At 67.9% G+C, this 15,813-nt stretch carries 19 protein-coding genes, 5 tRNA genes, 1 pseudogene and 1 riboswitch; of the genes and pseudogenes, 8 read left to right on the top strand and 17 right to left on the bottom strand.

What is annotated here, in order from left to right; genetic code table 11:
• Positions 1-7: 7 nt before the first annotated feature.
• Positions 8-448: a group III truncated hemoglobin gene (locus C1932_RS07345; RefSeq protein ID WP_108761706.1), complete on the bottom strand. Its 441-nt coding sequence runs from the start codon at positions 446-448 to the stop codon at positions 8-10.
• Positions 449-631: 183 nt separating this feature from the next.
• Here C1932_RS07345 and C1932_RS07340 point away from each other — a divergent pair, with 183 nt between their 5' ends.
• Positions 632-916, top strand: coding sequence for a hypothetical protein (locus C1932_RS07340; protein WP_108752715.1), 285 nt, complete (start codon positions 632-634; stop codon positions 914-916).
• Positions 913-1,956: a 4Fe-4S dicluster domain-containing protein gene (locus tag C1932_RS07335; protein WP_108761705.1), complete on the top strand. Its 1,044-nt coding sequence runs from the start codon at positions 913-915 to the stop codon at positions 1,954-1,956. The genes C1932_RS07340 and C1932_RS07335 overlap by 4 nt, the downstream gene beginning before the upstream one ends.
• Before the next feature lies 1 nt (position 1,957).
• On the opposite strand, the gene C1932_RS07330 is transcribed toward C1932_RS07335, so the two are convergent.
• On the bottom strand, positions 1,958-2,194 hold the full coding sequence (locus C1932_RS07330) for a hypothetical protein (protein ID WP_108749200.1): 237 nt from the start codon (positions 2,192-2,194) through the stop codon (positions 1,958-1,960).
• A 326-nt stretch (positions 2,195-2,520) separates the two neighbouring features.
• Positions 2,521-2,730, bottom strand: coding sequence for a hypothetical protein (locus C1932_RS07325; RefSeq protein WP_108763379.1), 210 nt, complete (start codon positions 2,728-2,730; stop codon positions 2,521-2,523).
• A 78-nt stretch (positions 2,731-2,808) separates the two neighbouring features.
• Between C1932_RS07325 and C1932_RS07320 the strand changes: the two genes are divergently transcribed.
• A complete protein-coding gene (locus C1932_RS07320; protein WP_233614986.1) occupies positions 2,809-3,249 on the top strand; it encodes a helix-turn-helix domain-containing protein in 441 nt (146 codons plus the stop codon).
• A 22-nt stretch (positions 3,250-3,271) separates the two neighbouring features.
• Positions 3,272-3,332, top strand: a riboswitch (Fluoride riboswitch).
• Positions 3,333-3,414: 82 nt separating this feature from the next.
• A complete protein-coding gene (gene crcB / locus C1932_RS07315; RefSeq protein ID WP_108752712.1) occupies positions 3,415-3,807 on the top strand; it encodes a fluoride efflux transporter CrcB in 393 nt (130 codons plus the stop codon).
• A 3-nt stretch (positions 3,808-3,810) separates the two neighbouring features.
• Here crcB and C1932_RS07310 read toward each other — a convergent pair whose 3' ends face one another.
• The gene (locus C1932_RS07310) at positions 3,811-4,638 is read right to left on the bottom strand and encodes an AraC family transcriptional regulator (protein WP_108761704.1); all 828 of its coding nucleotides are present in this window, start codon (positions 4,636-4,638) and stop codon (positions 3,811-3,813) included.
• On the opposite strand from C1932_RS07310, the pseudogene C1932_RS20145 reads away from it, so the two are divergent.
• From C1932_RS20145 to C1932_RS07295, 3 genes and pseudogenes are all read left to right on the top strand, one after another.
• Positions 4,519-5,175 (top strand): annotated as a pseudogene (locus C1932_RS20145) (DUF6265 family protein); the annotation flags it as partial. The gene C1932_RS07310 and the pseudogene C1932_RS20145 sit on opposite strands and share 120 nt — an antisense overlap.
• 51 nt (positions 5,176-5,226) lie before the next feature.
• Positions 5,227-6,309: an alpha/beta hydrolase gene (locus C1932_RS07300; RefSeq protein WP_234412373.1), complete on the top strand. Its 1,083-nt coding sequence runs from the start codon at positions 5,227-5,229 to the stop codon at positions 6,307-6,309.
• 25 nt (positions 6,310-6,334) lie between these two features.
• The gene (locus tag C1932_RS07295) at positions 6,335-7,099 is read left to right on the top strand and encodes a thioesterase family protein (protein WP_108761703.1); all 765 of its coding nucleotides are present in this window, start codon (positions 6,335-6,337) and stop codon (positions 7,097-7,099) included.
• Between the two features lie 12 nt (positions 7,100-7,111).
• On the opposite strand, the gene C1932_RS07290 is transcribed toward C1932_RS07295, so the two are convergent.
• The 6 genes from C1932_RS07290 to C1932_RS07265 form a co-directional block, all read right to left on the bottom strand.
• Positions 7,112-7,381 carry a hypothetical protein gene (locus C1932_RS07290; RefSeq protein WP_108749195.1) on the bottom strand — a complete coding sequence of 90 codons (270 nt, stop codon included), beginning with the start codon at positions 7,379-7,381 and terminating at the stop codon, positions 7,112-7,114.
• A gap of 131 nt (positions 7,382-7,512) precedes the next feature.
• Positions 7,513-8,064 carry a DUF4124 domain-containing protein gene (locus C1932_RS07285; protein ID WP_234412321.1) on the bottom strand — a complete coding sequence of 184 codons (552 nt, stop codon included), beginning with the start codon at positions 8,062-8,064 and terminating at the stop codon, positions 7,513-7,515.
• A gap of 90 nt (positions 8,065-8,154) precedes the next feature.
• Positions 8,155-9,072 (bottom strand): ADP-ribosylglycohydrolase family protein, encoded by a 918-nt coding sequence (locus C1932_RS07280; RefSeq protein ID WP_108761702.1) that lies wholly within the window; start codon positions 9,070-9,072, stop codon positions 8,155-8,157.
• 116 nt (positions 9,073-9,188) lie between these two features.
• Positions 9,189-9,262 (bottom strand) — tRNA-Cys (locus tag C1932_RS07275).
• A gap of 65 nt (positions 9,263-9,327) precedes the next feature.
• Positions 9,328-9,403: transfer RNA gene (locus C1932_RS07270), tRNA-Gly, on the bottom strand.
• A 155-nt stretch (positions 9,404-9,558) separates the two neighbouring features.
• Positions 9,559-9,634 (bottom strand) — tRNA-Gly (locus C1932_RS07265).
• A 35-nt stretch (positions 9,635-9,669) separates the two neighbouring features.
• Between C1932_RS07265 and C1932_RS07260 the strand changes: the two genes are divergently transcribed.
• Positions 9,670-10,176: a hypothetical protein gene (locus C1932_RS07260; protein WP_159094509.1), complete on the top strand. Its 507-nt coding sequence runs from the start codon at positions 9,670-9,672 to the stop codon at positions 10,174-10,176.
• 3 nt (positions 10,177-10,179) lie between these two features.
• Here C1932_RS07260 and C1932_RS07255 read toward each other — a convergent pair.
• The 7 genes from C1932_RS07255 to kdsB form a co-directional block, all read right to left on the bottom strand.
• Positions 10,180-10,255, bottom strand: a tRNA-Gly gene (locus tag C1932_RS07255).
• A 125-nt stretch (positions 10,256-10,380) separates the two neighbouring features.
• A tRNA-Gly gene (locus tag C1932_RS07250) sits at positions 10,381-10,456 on the bottom strand.
• A gap of 151 nt (positions 10,457-10,607) precedes the next feature.
• Entirely contained in the window at positions 10,608-11,234 is a 627-nt protein-coding gene (gene pgsA, locus C1932_RS07245) for a CDP-diacylglycerol--glycerol-3-phosphate 3-phosphatidyltransferase (RefSeq protein WP_108752707.1), read from the bottom strand.
• A gap of 17 nt (positions 11,235-11,251) precedes the next feature.
• Positions 11,252-13,096 carry an excinuclease ABC subunit UvrC gene (uvrC, locus tag C1932_RS07240; protein WP_108761700.1) on the bottom strand — a complete coding sequence of 615 codons (1,845 nt, stop codon included), beginning with the start codon at positions 13,094-13,096 and terminating at the stop codon, positions 11,252-11,254.
• Positions 13,093-14,505 (bottom strand): hypothetical protein, encoded by a 1,413-nt coding sequence (locus C1932_RS07235; RefSeq protein ID WP_108761699.1) that lies wholly within the window; start codon positions 14,503-14,505, stop codon positions 13,093-13,095. The genes uvrC and C1932_RS07235 overlap by 4 nt, the downstream gene beginning before the upstream one ends.
• Entirely contained in the window at positions 14,502-14,987 is a 486-nt protein-coding gene (locus C1932_RS07230; protein ID WP_108761698.1) for a low molecular weight protein-tyrosine-phosphatase, read from the bottom strand. Before C1932_RS07230 ends, C1932_RS07235 begins: the two co-directional genes overlap by 4 nt.
• Complete coding sequence (gene kdsB / locus C1932_RS07225) at positions 14,984-15,757, bottom strand: 3-deoxy-manno-octulosonate cytidylyltransferase (RefSeq protein ID WP_108761697.1); 774 nt, start codon at positions 15,755-15,757, stop codon at positions 14,984-14,986. The genes C1932_RS07230 and kdsB overlap by 4 nt, the downstream gene beginning before the upstream one ends.
• Positions 15,758-15,813 lie beyond the last annotated feature (56 nt).

Below are 15,813 nucleotides of genomic sequence, written 5' to 3'. Positions count from 1 at the left end.
ACCCAGATCAATCGCGGCCGGGAACACCCAGGACCGGCAGGCCCACCTGCGGCCAGCGCAGCATCTGGTAGCGGCGCCAGAAGGTATCGGCGATGCGCGCGGCCACGTCGTCGGCCAGCGCCTGCATCGGCGGGTTCCCGCATTCGGCCGTGGTCTGCCGGAACAGCACCAGCCAGCGGTCGAACAGATCCTTGTCCAGGGCGATGGCCATGTGTTTGGACATCGGCGAGCCCTTGAAACGGCGCGTGCCGCGCAGCATGGCCGACCAGAAGTCGACCAGCTGTTCCAGGTGTGCCGGCCAGTCGTGCACGTGCCCGCCGAACACCGGGCCCAGGCGCTCTTCCTGGCGCACCCGCGCATAGAAATCGTGCACGAGTCGGGTCACCTCGGCTTCGCTGCACAGCTCCAGCGATGCAGTGGGAATTTCAGGCGGGGACATTGCGTTCATGCAGGGGCACCGGAAGCGTTGCAGCAGTGTGGTGCCAGCCTTCACCGCCACCGTTGATCCAGATCAATGTCGGCGCCGGGCACCGCGCATAGGCTGACGCGCTTGCAGGACCCACGCCCCGCGCATGCCGCGCCCGCCACGGCGAAGTATACGCGGCGCCCACCACCCCGAGCCCGCACGCACATGAACACACCGCATTCCAGCCGCCGCCAGCGGTTGATCCAGCACTGGGGCGCGATCCTGTGGCCCAGCTTCGTCGCCGCCGGCCTGGCCAGCGTGATCTTCTTCGCCTTCGTCGACCCGCTGCGGCTGCAGGCCATCAGCTTTCCTGGCACGCCCATCAGCCGTGAACTGGGCTACAGCGTGGGCTTTTTCATGTTCTGGTCGGTCACCGCGCTGGCCAGTGCGGTGACCGGATACCTGCTGCGTCCCATGGCTGAGGACGACGACGAGCTGCCGCTGGGATGAGCGCGCCCGTCCGCTCCCGCCACTGGCACTGGCGCGGCCCCCTGCGGGTGGGCCTGCTGGCGCTGTTCTACGCCCTGCCGTGGCTGCAGTGGAATGGGCGCCAAGCGCTGCTGCTGGATCTGGCCGCGCGCCGCTTCGACCTGTTTGGCTGGACCCTGTGGCCCGATGACGTGGGGGTGCTGCTGGGCCTGCTGGCGGTGGCGGCCGTCGCGTTGGCCCTGTTGACCCACTTGGCCGGGCGGGTCTGGTGTGGCCATGCCTGCCCGCAGACGCTGTGGTCGGCGGCCTTCGACACGCTGGCGCGGGCGGCCAGGCGCGCCCTGCCGGCGTCGCTTGCGGCTCCGGCCACGCAGACGGCGTGGCTGCTGTTGTCGCTGTGGACCGGGTTGACCTTCGTGGGTCTGTTCAGCCCGATCCGCGCGCTGCTGGCGGCCGCCCCGCACGCCGGCTGGAGCGCCTGGGAGACGTTCTGGGTGCTGTTCTATGCGGCCGCCACCTGGGGCAACGCGGGCTTCCTGCGCGAACAGGTGTGTCGTTCGTTGTGCCCGTTCGCACGGATGCAGCCGCTGCTGACCGATCCCGATACCCCGCGCATGCTGTACGACGCGCCGCGCGGCGAACCCCGCGGGCTGCGTCCAGCCGGGCTGGGCGGTGTGCTGGAACGGGGGCGCGGCGTGTTGGATCCGACCACGGCACAGGACTACGTATTCCGCGCCGCGCATCCGCTGCTGGCCGGGCCGCTGCCGTCCTTCCCGGATGATCGCCTGGGCGACTGCCTGGATTGCGCGGCCTGCGTGGCCGCCTGCCCGATGCAACTGGACATCCGCCACGGCCCCCAGGCTGACTGCCTGGCCTGTGGCGCCTGCCTGGAAGCCTGTGCCGAGCAGCAGCAGAACGCGGGTTTCGGCGCCGCGCTGGTGCGCTACTGCAGCCCGCAGGCCATGGCAGGCCAGCCACGACGCTGGTGGCGACCACGCACCCTGGGGCTGCTGGCCATGCTGCTGGCGCTGTTGGGATGTGGTGCCTGGCGGTTGCTGTGAATCAGCGCGTGCGATCGGCGTCCGGCGGCACCAGCTGGGCGCGGCGGACGATGCCGAGCTGCTCGATGATCAGCGCCATTTCGTTGGTCACTTCGGTGCGGGCGGTGCCCTGCGGTACCAGCCGGTTGAGCACCTGCTGGTAGGTATCCCAGAACGCGGGGCCGCATCCGTGTCTGTGGTAGCTGGCTTCCAGTTCGCGGCGTACCCGTTCAGCCAAGCCATGCATGCCGTATTCCATACGACCTCCGTTGGACTTGTTCTGCATCAGTGACGGACGACCACTTGTGATCCTGCTGCTGCCACTCCCGGCCTTCACAACCGGCTGATGCCAATTAGTCACAATTTTCACGACAGGTCAATTACAAGCCGCACGTTTTTCGATTGAAATTATTAATGGTTCATGCTGCGACGTGCGTGTGCCAACCGGTCCATTGGCGACAGATCGCCCGCGCGATGGGTTGGGCAGCCAATCAGAAGGCACGGTTCGATTGAATTTCCCTATTTTGTTAAGCGTACTTAGCGTTTTCTGCAGCCCGAGGTAATCGCGCCATACCATGTCGCAAATCAGACGCTTTCGCCCTCAGGGCTCCGGTTGGCCGGGAACAGATGCGGGTAGCGCTGCTGCAGGATGTAGCGGCGCAGCGGCGGTATGGGGAAGTCCCGGGGCCATTGGGACACCGCAGAACGGCTGACACCAAAGAATCGGGCCAGTTCCGCGTCGGTGCGGAACCCGAGCCGGTTGCGGACCTGTCGTTTGTTCCAGAAGTCGGGCATGGGCTGTTCCATTCATCAATCGGCCCGATGGTGCGCCAAGGATTCTTCGGCATCCACGCGTTAAGCTGGCTTGCATAGATGAATACTCTTGGACAACGACTCGCCGCCGCCATGAAGGACGCCGGGCACCCCCGCCCGGCCGACCTGGCCCGCGCCGCCGATACCACCACGGCCACGATCAGCAACTGGCTCAACGACCACGTCAAACCCGGCCATGTGAAGGCCGAGCAGCTGTTCCGCATTGCCGATGCGGTGAAGCTTGACCCGCGCGAACTGCTGCTGGGCCCAGAAGGCCGGGGCGTGGGCGAGCACGGCACGGCCTACATGTACATGCCCAGCGAGGCCTATCTGGATGTCTGGCAGACGGCCTGCGAAATCGTCGCGCGCCTGCTGGAGCAGCGCGGCCTGACCGTTGATTACCGCCGCCGCGCCGCACTGGAACTGATGGCGCACGACCTGCTGATGGAAGGCCTGCACCGCACGAAGGTGGCGCGGGTGGTGATGACCTCGCTGCCCTGACGCCATCGGCACTGGTAGCATGCGGGTTGATGGGGATGGGGCTCCCCGACAACCGCCAGATGGCTGATGGCTCCTGCCGTACAACGAACCGGCGTTCGTTGATGGCAGGCCCGTGCCCGCCATCGCCCACGCCTCCGCACCCGTGCAGCACAGACGAGGCCTGCCATGCAGACAATGAACAATTATTTCCTGGTTTTCCTGGGCGGCGGCGCCGGCGCCTGCCTGCGCCATGCGTGCAACCTGCTGGGCGCACGGGTGGCGGCCAGCAGCGGCTGGCCCTGGTCCACGTTCCTGGTGAACCTGAGCGGCGCCGTGCTGATGGGCGTGGTGGTGGAGGCCTTCGCGCTGCGCCACGGGGCATCGCCGCAGCTGCGGCTGCTGCTGGCCACCGGCGTGCTGGGCGGGTATACGACGTTTTCGACCTATGCGCTGGAAATCGGCCTGCTGCTGCAGCGTGGACAGCACGGCCTGGCCGCCCTGTATGCGGGCGGCTCGGTGGCACTGGGCGTGGCCGGCCTGTTTGCCGGCATGAAACTGAGCCGGCTGCTGCTGGGCTGAGGCCTAGGCCGCGCGCGCCTGCCCGCGCCACTGGCGGGGCGACTGCCCGGTGTGTGCCTTGAAGGCGCGCGACAGGGCCGCCTCGCTGCCGTAGCCCACTTCGTCGGCAATGATCTTCAACGGCCGCCCCTGGCGCAGCGCCTGCTGCGCAAGGCCCACCCGCCAGCCCTGCAGGTAGTGGCCCGGCGTGGTGCCCATCGCCTCGCGGAAACTGGCCGCGAACACGCTGCGCGACATGCCGGCCACGTCGGCCAGGGTTTCCAGCGTCCAGGCCTGGGCCGGTGCCTCGTGCATCGCCACCAGCGCAAGCCGCAGCCGCGGGTGGCCCAGGCCGGCGAACAGGCCACCGCGCATCTCGCCGCCTTCCATCAGCTGGCGCAGCACCTGGATCATCACCACCTCGAACAAGCGGTTGACCATTGCCGTGCGGCCGCAGCGCTGCTCGAAGGCCTCCTCGAACAGCAGCTCCAGCGCGGTGCCACCGCCGTGCAGATCGGCCAGCGGCATGCACAGGAAATCAGGCAGCGCGGCACTGATCGGGTTCAACCGCCCGCCCTCGAAGGACAGGTTGGCGCAGGCCATGTCCGCCCCCTGCTGCGGGTCGGTGTGGAAGCGATGCGGCATCGGTCGCGGGTACAGCAGCAGGCTGGGCACGTCGATCTGCAACGTCTGTTGACCGTGGCTGACCTGCAGCGGCCCGCGCCGGACCAGATGCAGCTGGCCCAGCTCATCCTCGCCCTGCAGGCTGTTGATGCCGCACAGCGCGCCGGCGTGGAAGACCGAGGCGGTGACCGCAAAGCGGTCGAGCAGAATGGCAAGACGATCGACCATGGACAGACTCCGGATCAAGCATTGCGATGCTATATACGACAAATCGTATCGGAAACGGCCCGTTCGCGCTGGGCACTGGTCCGCGCGCAGGGGCGGCGCTATACAGGCACCACCCCATCACGCACGGAGGCACCGATGTCGATCCGGACCCTGCTGGCCAGCCTGCCGTTGCTGCTGGCCACGACCGTCAGCCAGGCCGCAGACCCGCCATCGATCACCCAGCTGCAGTGGTTGAGTGGCTGCTGGCAACTGCAGGGTGCGCCCAGCGGATCGGGTGAGCAGTGGTCAAGCCTGGCCGGCGGCACCCTGCTGGGCAGCAGCCGCACCCTGCGCGACGGGCAGACGGTGGGGTTTGAATTCATGCAGCTGCGCCAGCACGACAACGGGCGCCTGGTATTCACCGCCCTGCCCAACGGCCGCGATGCAACCGACTTCATCGCCACACGGGTGGACGCAGACAACGCGGTGTTCGAGAACCGCGACAATGATTTTCCGCAGCGCATCCACTACCGGCGCGTGGACGCGCAGCACCTGCTGGCACGCATCGACATCGCCCGTGACGAACCCGGCAGGGCCATCGACTTCCCGATGCAGCGCGTGGCCTGCGCCGACGGCGCGACCGCAGGCACCGGGCGCACTTTGGACGGCGTACTGCAGGGCGCCCCCTGGCGGCTGGACGTTCCTGCCGGCTGGAACGGCGAGCTGGTGATGCTCGCCCACGGCTATGAGCCCAAGGGGGTAGCGCGGCCAACACCGATGGCCGCCAATGACGCCACCGCGGCTCTGACCGGCGCGGGGTTTGCCGTAGCGCAGAGTGCCTATGCCTCGCAGGGCTGGGCCGTTGCCGATGCCATCGCCGATACCGAACGTCTGCGCCGCCAGGTGCTGGCGCAGTTGCCGGGCCTGCGGCACACCTGGCTGCTGGGCTTTTCCATGGGCGGCGCGGTGACCCTGGCCACCCTTGAACGCACGCCGCAGGGCTACGACGGCGGCGTGGCGCTGTGCGGCGCCAACCTGCCCGGCGAGGTACTGGCCAGCGATCTGCTGACCACCCTCGTCGCGTTCGACTATTTCTTCCGCCAAGCCGAGGGCCTGCCGCATGGCGGATTGCTGGCTGCCGAGACCGCGGCCCTGCCGCAGGCGACGCTGTACCAGGGCATCGCCACCGCGTTGCAGGGCGATGCGGACGCCGCCGCGTTGTTGGCCACACGCCTGCAGGTGCAGCCAGACGCGCTGGCGGGCACGATCAGCCTGCATGCGCTGGTGCTGCACGAGCTGATCGAACGTGCCGGCGGCATGCCGGTGGGCAACGTCGCGGTGCGCTACAGCGGCTTCGGCGATGACCCCGCATTCAATGCCGGCGTCGCACGCGTGCGTGCCGCGCCTGCCGCACAGCGCTACGTGCGCGGACCGCTGGCCCTGACCGGCGCGCTGCAACGACCGGTGGCACTGCAGTTCAACACAGGCGATCCGACCATCGTGCCGCACATGCAGGCGGTGTATCCGCAGTTGGCAACGCGCGCCGGGGCGACTGCGCGACTGCGGCAGTTGCCGGCAGCAGGGGAAGGCCACTGCGGCTTCAGCGATGCGCAGGTGCTGCAGGCCCTGCAGACCGTGCGCGCCGCGGTCGTACCCGCCGCCCTGCACAGCGAAGGCGCCGCGCTACGATAGAGCGTTTCCTCATGCTGCTGTAGCGATGTCCTTTTTCGAACGACTGAGTGATACCCGCTACCTGCCCACCGCCCACACCAGCGGCGCGTGGAACATCCACGAACAGCACATCGCACCGGCGATCGGCCTGCTGGCCCACCACATCGAGCGCGATGCCGCCGCGCGCGAACATGGCTTCGTGATCGGGCGCCTGTCCTACGACATCCTGGGCACGATTCCGATCGACGCGATGGACGCGCGCGTCGAAGTCCTGCGTGGCGGTCGCACCATCGAACTGGTGGAAGCCACGCTGCTGCACGACGGTCGGGCCGCACTGCGCGCGCGCGCCTGGCTGCTGCGCCCGAACGCGACCGGTGCCATCGCCGGAACGCCGATCGCGCCCCTGCCCTCGGCCGAGACCATGCCGGCGTGGGATCCGGCCAGCGTGTGGCCGGGCGGTTTCATCCAGAACGTGCAGGTCCGCCGCCTGGACCACGGGCCCGGCCGCGCGCAGTACTGGGCACGGGCACTACAGCCGCTGCTGGCCGACGAGCCGGTGAGTGCGCTGGCGCGCGCGGCCACCCTGTTCGACCTGTCCAACGGCATGGCCGTGCGCGCCGACCCGAAGGACATTGCCTTCCCCAACCTGGACCTGACCGCGCATCTGTTCGCGCTGCCGCAGGGCGAGTGGCTGGGCTTCGATACGTCGGTATCGTTCGGACCACAGGGCATCGGTCTGACCAGTACCGTGCTGCACGACATGCACGGCCCGATCGGCAGCATCGGCCAGGTGCTGACCGTGCGGCCGTGATTCCCGCAGTACTCAGCCGCCCAGCGTCCCCATGGTGAAGATGTAGCCGGACCGCATCAGGAAATCGCGCATGCGCAGTTCAGCGGTGCGCGGCGATGCCAGGTCTGCCGGCGCGTACAGCGCATAGACGGTGCCGTGGCCTTCGTTGCGTTCGCGCCGCACCCCGCAGTGGCGGGTTCCCGCGGCCGTCACCCAGCCATCCTTCAACTGGTCGGGCCCGATCGACTGCCCGTTCTTCAGCCGGAACGTGAGCCAGCGGACATCGGCAATCGGCTGCTTCATGCGCAGTCCCCCGCGCGGTGCCCTTCGGTGTTCATGTGCTTGCCTGCCATCGCCGCTCCTGACTACCTGGACCCCGACCATAGCGCCTTGGCATGTCTTGGCGGTTTGAGACTGGGCCGGCGCCCGCGGGCTCAGCGGGCGGCGCTGGTGGGCTGGCTGTACTTGTCGTGGACTTCCTTCTCGCGGTCGCGGCGCGCGGCCGAACAGCGGTCGCGTGCGGCCGACATCTGCCCATCGGCGGCACTCCGTTCGGCGCTGAGCGACTGCTGCAGGCTGGAGATCTGCGCGCGGATACCGGCATCGGCGGTGGCACCGGCCAGGCTGTCGCTGGTGGCGGCCAATTGGCGATTCAGATCGGCGACCTGGCGGCTGACCGCCTGCGAGCGGGCGTCCAACGGGCCGTAGATGCGTGACTGCTCGCTCTGCAGGCAGTTGCGCTCGGCAATACCGGCATCCGTCAGCTCCGTGGTGCGATACACCGCCGAGCGATTGGCCGCTTCACCGGCGGTTTCAGTGGCCGCGCGGTTCGAACGCAGCTTCACCGATTCTGCACCCTTGCCGCAGGGGTCCTGCGAATAGACCGTTTCGCCGGACGCGCCCTTGCACTTGTACACCTGCGCCGACGCCCAGGGTGCGGCCGCCAGCAGTGCAATACCCAGAACGACCTTCAACATCGCGTGCATGGCAGACCTCCTGTCCACGGGCCGCGTGGCCCAACGCCGCTACGCTACGCCGGCAGCGGGCCAGCGCCAAATGTGAACGATGCAGCCCGATCACACTGTTGCGGCGTGCGCCACGACGTTGCGCTGGAACAGACCATCGGCCAGCGCCTGGATCTGCGCGCGCAGCGCCAGCCACTGCAGCCACTGCGGCGGAATGCCGGCCATGCCGTGGAAGGCACCGGCAAGCTGCCCCGCCACTGCAGCGGTGGTGTCGGCGTCGTCCCCCAGATTGGCGGCTTCCAGCACCACCGCAGCGAAATCATCGTGCTGCGCGAAGCACCACAACGCCGCTTCCAGACTGTCCACCACGTAACCGCTGCCACGGATCTGCCCGCGACTGCGCGGGCGGTAGCCACCGGCGGCGATGTCACGCAGGCGCTCGCTTTCCACGACCACGTCGCGCAAATCCAGCACCTGCGCCTTGCTGGCACCGGCCAGTGCCCGCTGCAGCGCGACCGCGAACAGGCGGCACGCATCCAGGCATTCGCGCGCAGCGTGGGTGGTGCGCGAGCTCAGTTCGGCCATGGCCGTGAGTTCCGGCAGGCCGGCGTAGCGCAGCACCACCGGTGCCAGGCGCATGATCGAACCATTGCCGGCACTGCGCGGATCGTCGTTGCCGGCCAGCGGCTGACCGGTCAGCAGGAACTGATCGAGCGCCGAACGCGTGGCCATGCCGATATCGAAGCATTCGCCGGTGGCGCTCCAGTAGCCGTGCCGATACCAGTTCGCATAGCGGTTCATCTGGTCGCGTGCATCGAAGTCATTACAGCGCAGCAGGCTTTCGGCCAGGCACATGGCCATGGACGTGTCGTCGGTCCATTGCCCGCGCTGCAGGTTGAACGGACCGCCGCCCACCATGTCGGTGAGGGGCGTGAAGCTGCCGCGCGGCTTGAATTCCACGGTGGTGCCAACGGCATCACCGCAGGCAAGGCCCAGCAGCGCGCCGCGGAAGTTGTCGATCGAATTCATCGGTTCAGTGTACGCCGCAGTGGTGCGGCGGCACTGAGCGGTGCGACACACTGCTGCGAGCGGTAAACATGCGCGACGCAAAAAAAAAGCCCGGACCGTAGTCAGGGCTTTTCATCTGGAGGCCTCAAGCGGAATCGAACCGCTGTAAACGGATTTGCAATCCGGTGCATAGCCACTCTGCCATGAGGCCAACGTACCGCTACCAGGGGGTGGCCCTGATATGACAAAACCCCGTGATGGGGCTCTGTCGGAACATGGAGCGGGAAACGAGACTCGAACTCGCGACCTCAACCTTGGCAAGGTTGCGCTCTACCAACTGAGCTATTCCCGCGTAAGCCGTGATGATACCGGAAGACCGGGAACCACACCAGCGATTTGACGCTTGTTTTCACTTTTCTGACTGCGCGAAAAGCCTTGCGGCCCAACGCGCCCCGCCCCGCCAGGGTGGGAGAAAAACAAGGCCCCTTGTGGGGGCCTCATCGAATCTGGAGCGGGAAACGAGACTCGAACTCGCGACCTCAACCTTGGCAAGGTTGCGCTCTACCAACTGAGCTATTCCCGCAGATTCCGTTCGACCTGCGTCGAAGGAGCGCTATTGTGTCCAAATTCCTTCACGCCGTCAACAGTCTTCACGCACGCATGTTCACACGTCCCGTCCTGTTCACCACACTGCTGGCCAGCCTGCTCTGGCTGGTCCTGCTGGCCATGCTGATCTCGGCCGGCTACACGCCCGACTACTGGCAGCTGCGCCATCTGGAAGACGGTGCGACCCTGCCCTATCCCGCCACTGCGGTGGCGTGGTTCGCATTGTCCGGTGCGGGGGTATTGGCGCTGCTTGTCGTGATCGCCCGCCCCTGGCTGTTTCGTGGCCTGTGGTGGCGGTTGCTGATCGCACTGCTGCCGGTGCTGGCGTGGTCGCTGTTGTGGGCGGCCGGGGCCATGCATCAGCCACCAGTACAAGGCGCGCACCTGCTGTGGTTGCTGGTGCTGGATCTGGCGTTGCTGCTGGCGATGCTGGGCATCTGCGTGGTCACGCTGTGCAGGGCCGTTGGCAGGCGCTGGGCGCAAACGAAAAACGCCCCCGTGCGGGAGCGTTCTTCTTGAATCTGGAGCGGGAAACGAGACTCGAACTCGCGACCTCAACCTTGGCAAGGTTGCGCTCTACCAACTGAGCTATTCCCGCTTGGGAGGCGAAATAATACTTGTTCTGCGCAGGACGTCAAGCGTTTTTCTGCATCTGGCACGCAAACATCGGCAGCGCCGCCGCAAACGAAAAACGCCCCCTTCCGGGAGCGTTTTTCTTGAATCTGGAGCGGGAAACGAGACTCGAACTCGCGACCTCAACCTTGGCAAGGTTGCGCTCTACCAACTGAGCTATTCCCGCTTGGGAGGCGAAATTCTACCGGTTCTGTGAATGGCGTCAAGCGATTTTTTCGGGTGGATTTCAGCGGGATTCGGCATCGCGTATCCACGCATGGGGGCTGCAGCCGTGGGGTCAGAGCCCTTTCCTGCGGAAAGGGATCCGACCCCGGGGCTCAGTTGCCCAGCTTCTTCTGCCGCGAGCGCTCGCGTGCGGCGCGCTCGTCTTCGCGCAGGCTGGGCCATGCGGCGTGCAGGTACTGCAGGCCCGACCACAGGGTCAGCACGGCGGCGATGGCCAGGGTCCAATCACCGATATGGAACACCGGCGGCCCCATCCAGATGTCTTCCACCGGCACGTTCGGCGCCACCGAATACAGCAGGCACAGCAGCGCAACCATCTGCGCGGTGGTCTTGACCTTGCCGATCATCGCCACCCGCACCTTGGCGCGCTGCCCCAGTTCGGCCATCCACTCGCGCAGCGCCGACACGGCAATCTCGCGGCCGACGATCACCGCCGCCCAGAATGCCATCCACGGCGTGGGGTGGCCCTGCACGATCAGGAACAGCGCCACGGCCACCATCAACTTGTCTGCCACCGGATCGAGGAAGGCGCCGAACGCCGATTCCAGGCCATAACGGCGCGCGATCCAGCCGTCCAGCCAGTCGGTGATCGCGGCCAGGCCGAAGATCGCCGCGGACGCGAAGTTGGTCCAGGTGTAGGGCAGGTAGAACACCAGCACCAGCACCGGGATCATCACGATCCGCAGCAACGTCAGCCAGGTGGGCAGGGTCAACTTCATGCGGCTTGCTTCTCTCTCTATTCGGCCGCGTCCGGCGTGGCCAACCCGTGCAGGTTAGCGTAGATGCGCGCCGCGAGGGCGTCATTGATGCCTTCAACCTTGGCGATTTCCGCTTCACCGGCGGCTTTCAGCCCGACCAGCCCGCCGAAATGCTTGAGCAGACTGGCGCGTCGGCGCGGACCGATGCCGGGAATGTCTTCCAGCTTGCTGGTCATGCGCGCCTTCTGCCGCCGCCCACGGTGGCCGGTGATGGCGAACCGGTGCGCCTCATCGCGCACCTGCTGGATGAACTGCAGGGCGGGATTGGCCGCACCGGGGCGCAGCTCGCGGCCATCGGGCATCACCAGCGCTTCGTGGCCGGCGCGGCGCTCAACGCCCTTGGCCACGCCCACCAGCAGCACCCCTTCCACGCCCAGGTCGGCCAGCGCGGCCTGCGCCTGCGCCAGCTGGCCGGCACCGCCGTCGATCAGCAGCACATCCGGCAGCACCCCCTGCTCTTCCACCGCGCGGCGGAAACGGCGGTCGATGGCCTGGTGCATGGCGGCGTAGTCATCGCCCGGTTCGATGCCGCTGATGTTGAAGCGGCGGTACTGCGCGCGCACCGGGCCGGCTGCATCGAACACCACGCACGAGGCCACGGTCGCCTCGCCCATGGTGTGGCTGATATCGAAGCACTCCACCCGCTTGACCGGTTCGGCCAGGCCCAGCATTTCACGCAGGGCATCGCTGCGCGCATGCTGCGCATTGCGGCTGTTGAGCTCGGTGGCCAGGGTCAGCTGCGCATTGCGGCTGGCCAGCTCGACATAGCCGGCGCGCTCGCCGCGCACGTTCCACTTCAACTGCACCTTACGCTCGGCCGAGGCCGACAGCGCCGCCACCAGCAGATCGGCATCGGGAATCTCGCGGTCGAGCAGGATCTCGCGCGGCGGTTCGAACTCGATGTAGTACTGCGACACGAAGGCGGCCAGCACTTCTTCCGGGCTCTCTTCGCCGTTGGTGCGCGGGAAGAACGGGCGCGTGCCCAGGTTGCGGCCATCACGGAACGCCAGCAGCAGCACGCAGGCCTGCGAGCCCTGCATGGCCACGGCCAGCACGTCCAGGTCGGCAGCGCGGCCGTCCACGTACTGGCGGGTCTGCATGCTGCGCAGCGAGGCGATCAGATCGCGCAGGCGCGCGGCCTGTTCGAACTCCAGCGCCTCGCTGGCCTGCTGCATCTGTTCCCCCAGTTCGCGGGTCAGCTCATCGCTCTTGCCTTCCAGGAACAGCGCCGCGCGACGCACCGATTCGGCGTATTCGTTGGCCGGCACCAGGTCCACGCACGGCGCGCTGCAGCGACCAATCTGGTACTGCAGGCAGGGCCGGGAGCGGTTGCGGAACACGCTGTCTTCGCAGCTGCGCAGCTTGAACAGCTTGTGCATCAGGTTCAGCGTTTCGCGCACCGCGGTGACGCCGGGGTACGGGCCGAAATAGCGCCCGGGAATGGCGCGCGGGCCGCGATGCAGGGCGATGCGCGGCCAGTCTTCGCGGGTCAGCAGCACGTGCGGATAGGTCTTGTCGTCGCGCAGGGACACGTTGTAGCGCGGCGACAGCGATTTGATCAGCTGGTTTTCCAGCAGCAGCGCTTCGGCTTCCGACCGCGTGACCGTCACGTCCATGCGCGCGATCTGCGACAGCATCGACATGATGCGCGCATTCTTCGGGCTGCCGTTGAAGTAGCTGCCGACGCGGTTGCGCAGCGCGCGCGCCTTGCCCACGTACAGCAGCGTGTCGTCGGCGGCGTACATGCGGTAGACGCCGGGCGCAGTACTCAACTGGCCCGCGAAGGCCTTGCCGTCGAAGGCCGGGGCAGGCGCGGAACTCATTCGCTGATCGGCACTTCGCTCAGCACGCCGCTGTCGGGATCGAAGCGCAGCACGGCGTGGCCGTCGGTTTCGGCAATCCACACTGCGCCGGCGCCCACCGCCAGCCCGGCCGGGCCCTGCAGGCGGCGCGGCAGCGGCTGGGTCACCAGTTCGCCGCCGCCCAGGCGCAGCGTGCGCAGGCGGCCGTTGCCGGTATCGGCAATCCACAGCAGCGGCGCATCGGGGCTCAGCGCGATCGCCTGCGGGAACTGCAGGCTGGCCTGCGCGCGCGGGCCATCGTCGTCGCCGAAGCGCCAGGCGCCCTGGCCGATCAGGGTCTGCACCAGGTCACCGCGCAGCTGCAGCGCCCGGATCGATGAGCCCAGCGCGTCGGCCACGTACAGCACCTGCTGCACCACCGCCACCGCCGTGGGCTGGGCAAATGCCGCCAGATGGCCGCTGCCATCGCGCTCGTCGATGGCACCGCTGCCGGCGCGCCACTGCAGGCTGCGCAGGCCAAGGTGGAAGCTCCACAGTCGGTTGTCGCCGGCCATGGCGATATGCAACTGGTTGTCGGCGATGGCCAGCCCCACCGGGTGGTCCAGTGAGACCTGGCGGGCCTGCGCCACGGGCCCCTCCACCGGGGCGCCGGGGCGGCCGTTGCCACACACCGTGTCGACCTGGCCGGTCATCAGGTTGATGCGGCGCACGGCGTGGTTGCCGGTGTCGGCCACGTAGAGTGAATCGCGCTCCAGGGCCAGGCCCTGCGGGCGGTGGAAGGCCGCCTCGGCCAGGTTGCCGTCCATGAAATCGGCGGTGCCCAGGCCGAACTGGCGCAGCACGCGCCCGCCATGGCTGCATTCGAGGATGCGGTGGTGGCCGCTGTCGGCGATGTACAGCCGCTCCTGGCTGACCGCCAGCCCCAACGGGAAGCGCAACGGGTGTCGTGGCTCAGGCTGCAGTTCGCTGCCACCCCGCGGCGGCGCGGCGGGCGCGCCTTCGCACAGCGCATTGAGCGCCCGCTCCAGCTCGCCCGGCGCGCCCATGCCCACCAGCCGTTGCTGCTCGCGCCCCTGCGCGTCCAGCAGCACCAGGGTCGGCCACGCGGTCACGCCGAAGCGGCGCCAACCGTCCCAGTCGGCGTCCAGCAGGGCCGGCATCACCAGCCCCTGTCGACGCAGCAGCTTCAACGCGGCAGGTGCTTCACGCTCGAAATCGAAGCGCGGCACCTGCAGCACCAGCGGCTGCAGCTTGCCGGGGTTGCGCGACAGCCATTGGCCGAACTCAGCCAGGCGCTGCGCACTCCACGCCGAGGCAGCGTTGACGAACAACAGCGCGACCGGCCGACCGCGCAGTTCGGTCAGGGTGCAGGGCGCGGCGTTGAGCCACGTGGCGAATTCCGGCAGGTCCGGGACGGGCTGGACGTTCATGGCTCGATTATGCCGGAGTCGGCGTCATTCAACAGTCGTGCCACGACAGATTTTGCCGCGTCATCCACCATCGTCCAGACCTGCTCGAAGTGATCCTGGCCGCCGGTGTAAGGGTCGGGAATGGCGCCGCCGCGCAGCCCGGCCCACGGCAGGTACAGCGCCAGACGGTCCCTGCCCTGTGCATCCGCCAGGCGCCCGGCGTCGCGCAGATTGGCCTCATCGGCGCACAGCACCCAATCAAAGCGGTCGAAATCGGCGGCCTGCAGCTGGCGTGCGCGCAGGCCGCTGATGTCCACGCCATGCCGTGCGGCGCAGGCAATCGCACGTCGATCCGGCGGCTCGCCAACATGCCAGTCGCCCGTACCGGCCGAATCCACCTGCACCCGCTCCGCCAGGGGCGAGGCCTGCAGTCGCGCGCGCAGCGCCCCTTCGGCCATCGGCGAGCGGCAGATGTTGCCCAGGCAGACCAGCAGCAGCTTCATCGGCCGCCCATGGCCTGCAGGCGTGCCTCGGCGCGTTCCAGGTCTTCGGGTGTGTCGATGCCCGGCGGGAACGCTTCGGGCGAGATCGCCACGCTGATCGCATGGCCGGCCTCCAGCACACGCAGCTGCTCCAGCGCTTCCACCTGTTCCAGCTGGCCCGGCGGCATCGCCGCGAACTGCTGCAGGAAACCGGCGCGGTAGCCATAGATGCCGATATGGCGCAGCCAGCGATGGCCTTCCGGCAGTACGTCGCGGTTGCGCGCGAAGCCGTCGCGATGCCAGGCGATGGGTGCGCGGCTGAAGTACAACGCTTCGTTACGCACGTTGCGCACCAGCTTCACCACATTCGGATCGAACAGGGTATGGGCGTCTTCCACGGCCGTGGCCAGGGTCGACATCGGCGCATCGCCTTCAACCAGCGCCTGGGCCACCGCGCGGATGCCCGCGGCCGGCGCAAATGGTTCGTCGCCCTGCAGGTTGACCACCACCGTGTCATCGGCCCAGCCGGCAATGCGCGCGCACTCGGCCAGGCGGTCGGTACCGGAGGCGTGGCAGCTGGCGGTCATCGCCACCTTCACCTCACCCAGCCCGGCAAGCGCGTCGGCAATGCGGGTGTCATCGGTGGCGACCCAGACCTCGCGCGCACCGGCCTGCAGCGCGCGGTGCGCGACGTGCAGCACCAGCGGTTCGCCGCCCAGCAGCCGCAGCGGCTTGCCGGGCAGCCGCGACGCGGCATAGCGGGCGGGAATGGCAACGACGAAATCATTCATGCGGGCAGTACTCGGCAGGCGCGATACAGCAGGAATGCGGCCGGCAACGCGCAGAT

Source organism: Stenotrophomonas sp. YAU14D1_LEIMI4_1 (genome assembly GCF_003086815.1).
Taxonomy (GTDB): Bacteria; Pseudomonadota; Gammaproteobacteria; order Xanthomonadales; family Xanthomonadaceae; genus Stenotrophomonas.
This window is presented reverse-complemented; position numbering and strand designations above follow the sequence as displayed.

Bases quoted from the DNA above. Each gene is read 5' to 3' on its own strand.
- C1932_RS07345 (WP_108761706.1), bottom strand. From the start codon at position 448: ATGAACGCAATGTCCCCGCCTGAAATTCCCACTGCATCGCTGGAGCTG.
- C1932_RS07340 (WP_108752715.1), top strand. From the start codon at position 632: ATGAACACACCGCATTCCAGCCGCCGCCAGCGGTTGATCCAGCACTGG.
- C1932_RS07335 (WP_108761705.1), top strand. From the start codon at position 913: ATGAGCGCGCCCGTCCGCTCCCGCCACTGGCACTGGCGCGGCCCCCTG.
- C1932_RS07330 (WP_108749200.1), bottom strand. From the start codon at position 2,194: ATGGAATACGGCATGCATGGCTTGGCTGAACGGGTACGCCGCGAACTG.
- C1932_RS07325 (WP_108763379.1), bottom strand. From the start codon at position 2,730: ATGCCCGACTTCTGGAACAAACGACAGGTCCGCAACCGGCTCGGGTTC.
- C1932_RS07320 (WP_233614986.1), top strand. From the start codon at position 2,809: ATGAATACTCTTGGACAACGACTCGCCGCCGCCATGAAGGACGCCGGG.
- crcB (WP_108752712.1), top strand. From the start codon at position 3,415: ATGCAGACAATGAACAATTATTTCCTGGTTTTCCTGGGCGGCGGCGCC.
- C1932_RS07310 (WP_108761704.1), bottom strand. From the start codon at position 4,638: ATGGTCGATCGTCTTGCCATTCTGCTCGACCGCTTTGCGGTCACCGCC.
- C1932_RS07300 (WP_234412373.1), top strand. From the start codon at position 5,227: ATGCAGCGCGTGGCCTGCGCCGACGGCGCGACCGCAGGCACCGGGCGC.
- C1932_RS07295 (WP_108761703.1), top strand. From the start codon at position 6,335: ATGTCCTTTTTCGAACGACTGAGTGATACCCGCTACCTGCCCACCGCC.
- C1932_RS07290 (WP_108749195.1), bottom strand. From the start codon at position 7,381: ATGAAGCAGCCGATTGCCGATGTCCGCTGGCTCACGTTCCGGCTGAAG.
- C1932_RS07285 (WP_234412321.1), bottom strand. From the start codon at position 8,064: ATGCACGCGATGTTGAAGGTCGTTCTGGGTATTGCACTGCTGGCGGCC.
- C1932_RS07280 (WP_108761702.1), bottom strand. From the start codon at position 9,072: ATGAATTCGATCGACAACTTCCGCGGCGCGCTGCTGGGCCTTGCCTGC.
- pgsA (WP_108752707.1), bottom strand. From the start codon at position 11,234: ATGAAGTTGACCCTGCCCACCTGGCTGACGTTGCTGCGGATCGTGATG.
- uvrC (WP_108761700.1), bottom strand. From the start codon at position 13,096: ATGAGTTCCGCGCCTGCCCCGGCCTTCGACGGCAAGGCCTTCGCGGGC.
- C1932_RS07235 (WP_108761699.1), bottom strand. From the start codon at position 14,505: ATGAACGTCCAGCCCGTCCCGGACCTGCCGGAATTCGCCACGTGGCTC.
- C1932_RS07230 (WP_108761698.1), bottom strand. From the start codon at position 14,987: ATGAAGCTGCTGCTGGTCTGCCTGGGCAACATCTGCCGCTCGCCGATG.
- kdsB (WP_108761697.1), bottom strand. From the start codon at position 15,757: ATGAATGATTTCGTCGTTGCCATTCCCGCCCGCTATGCCGCGTCGCGG.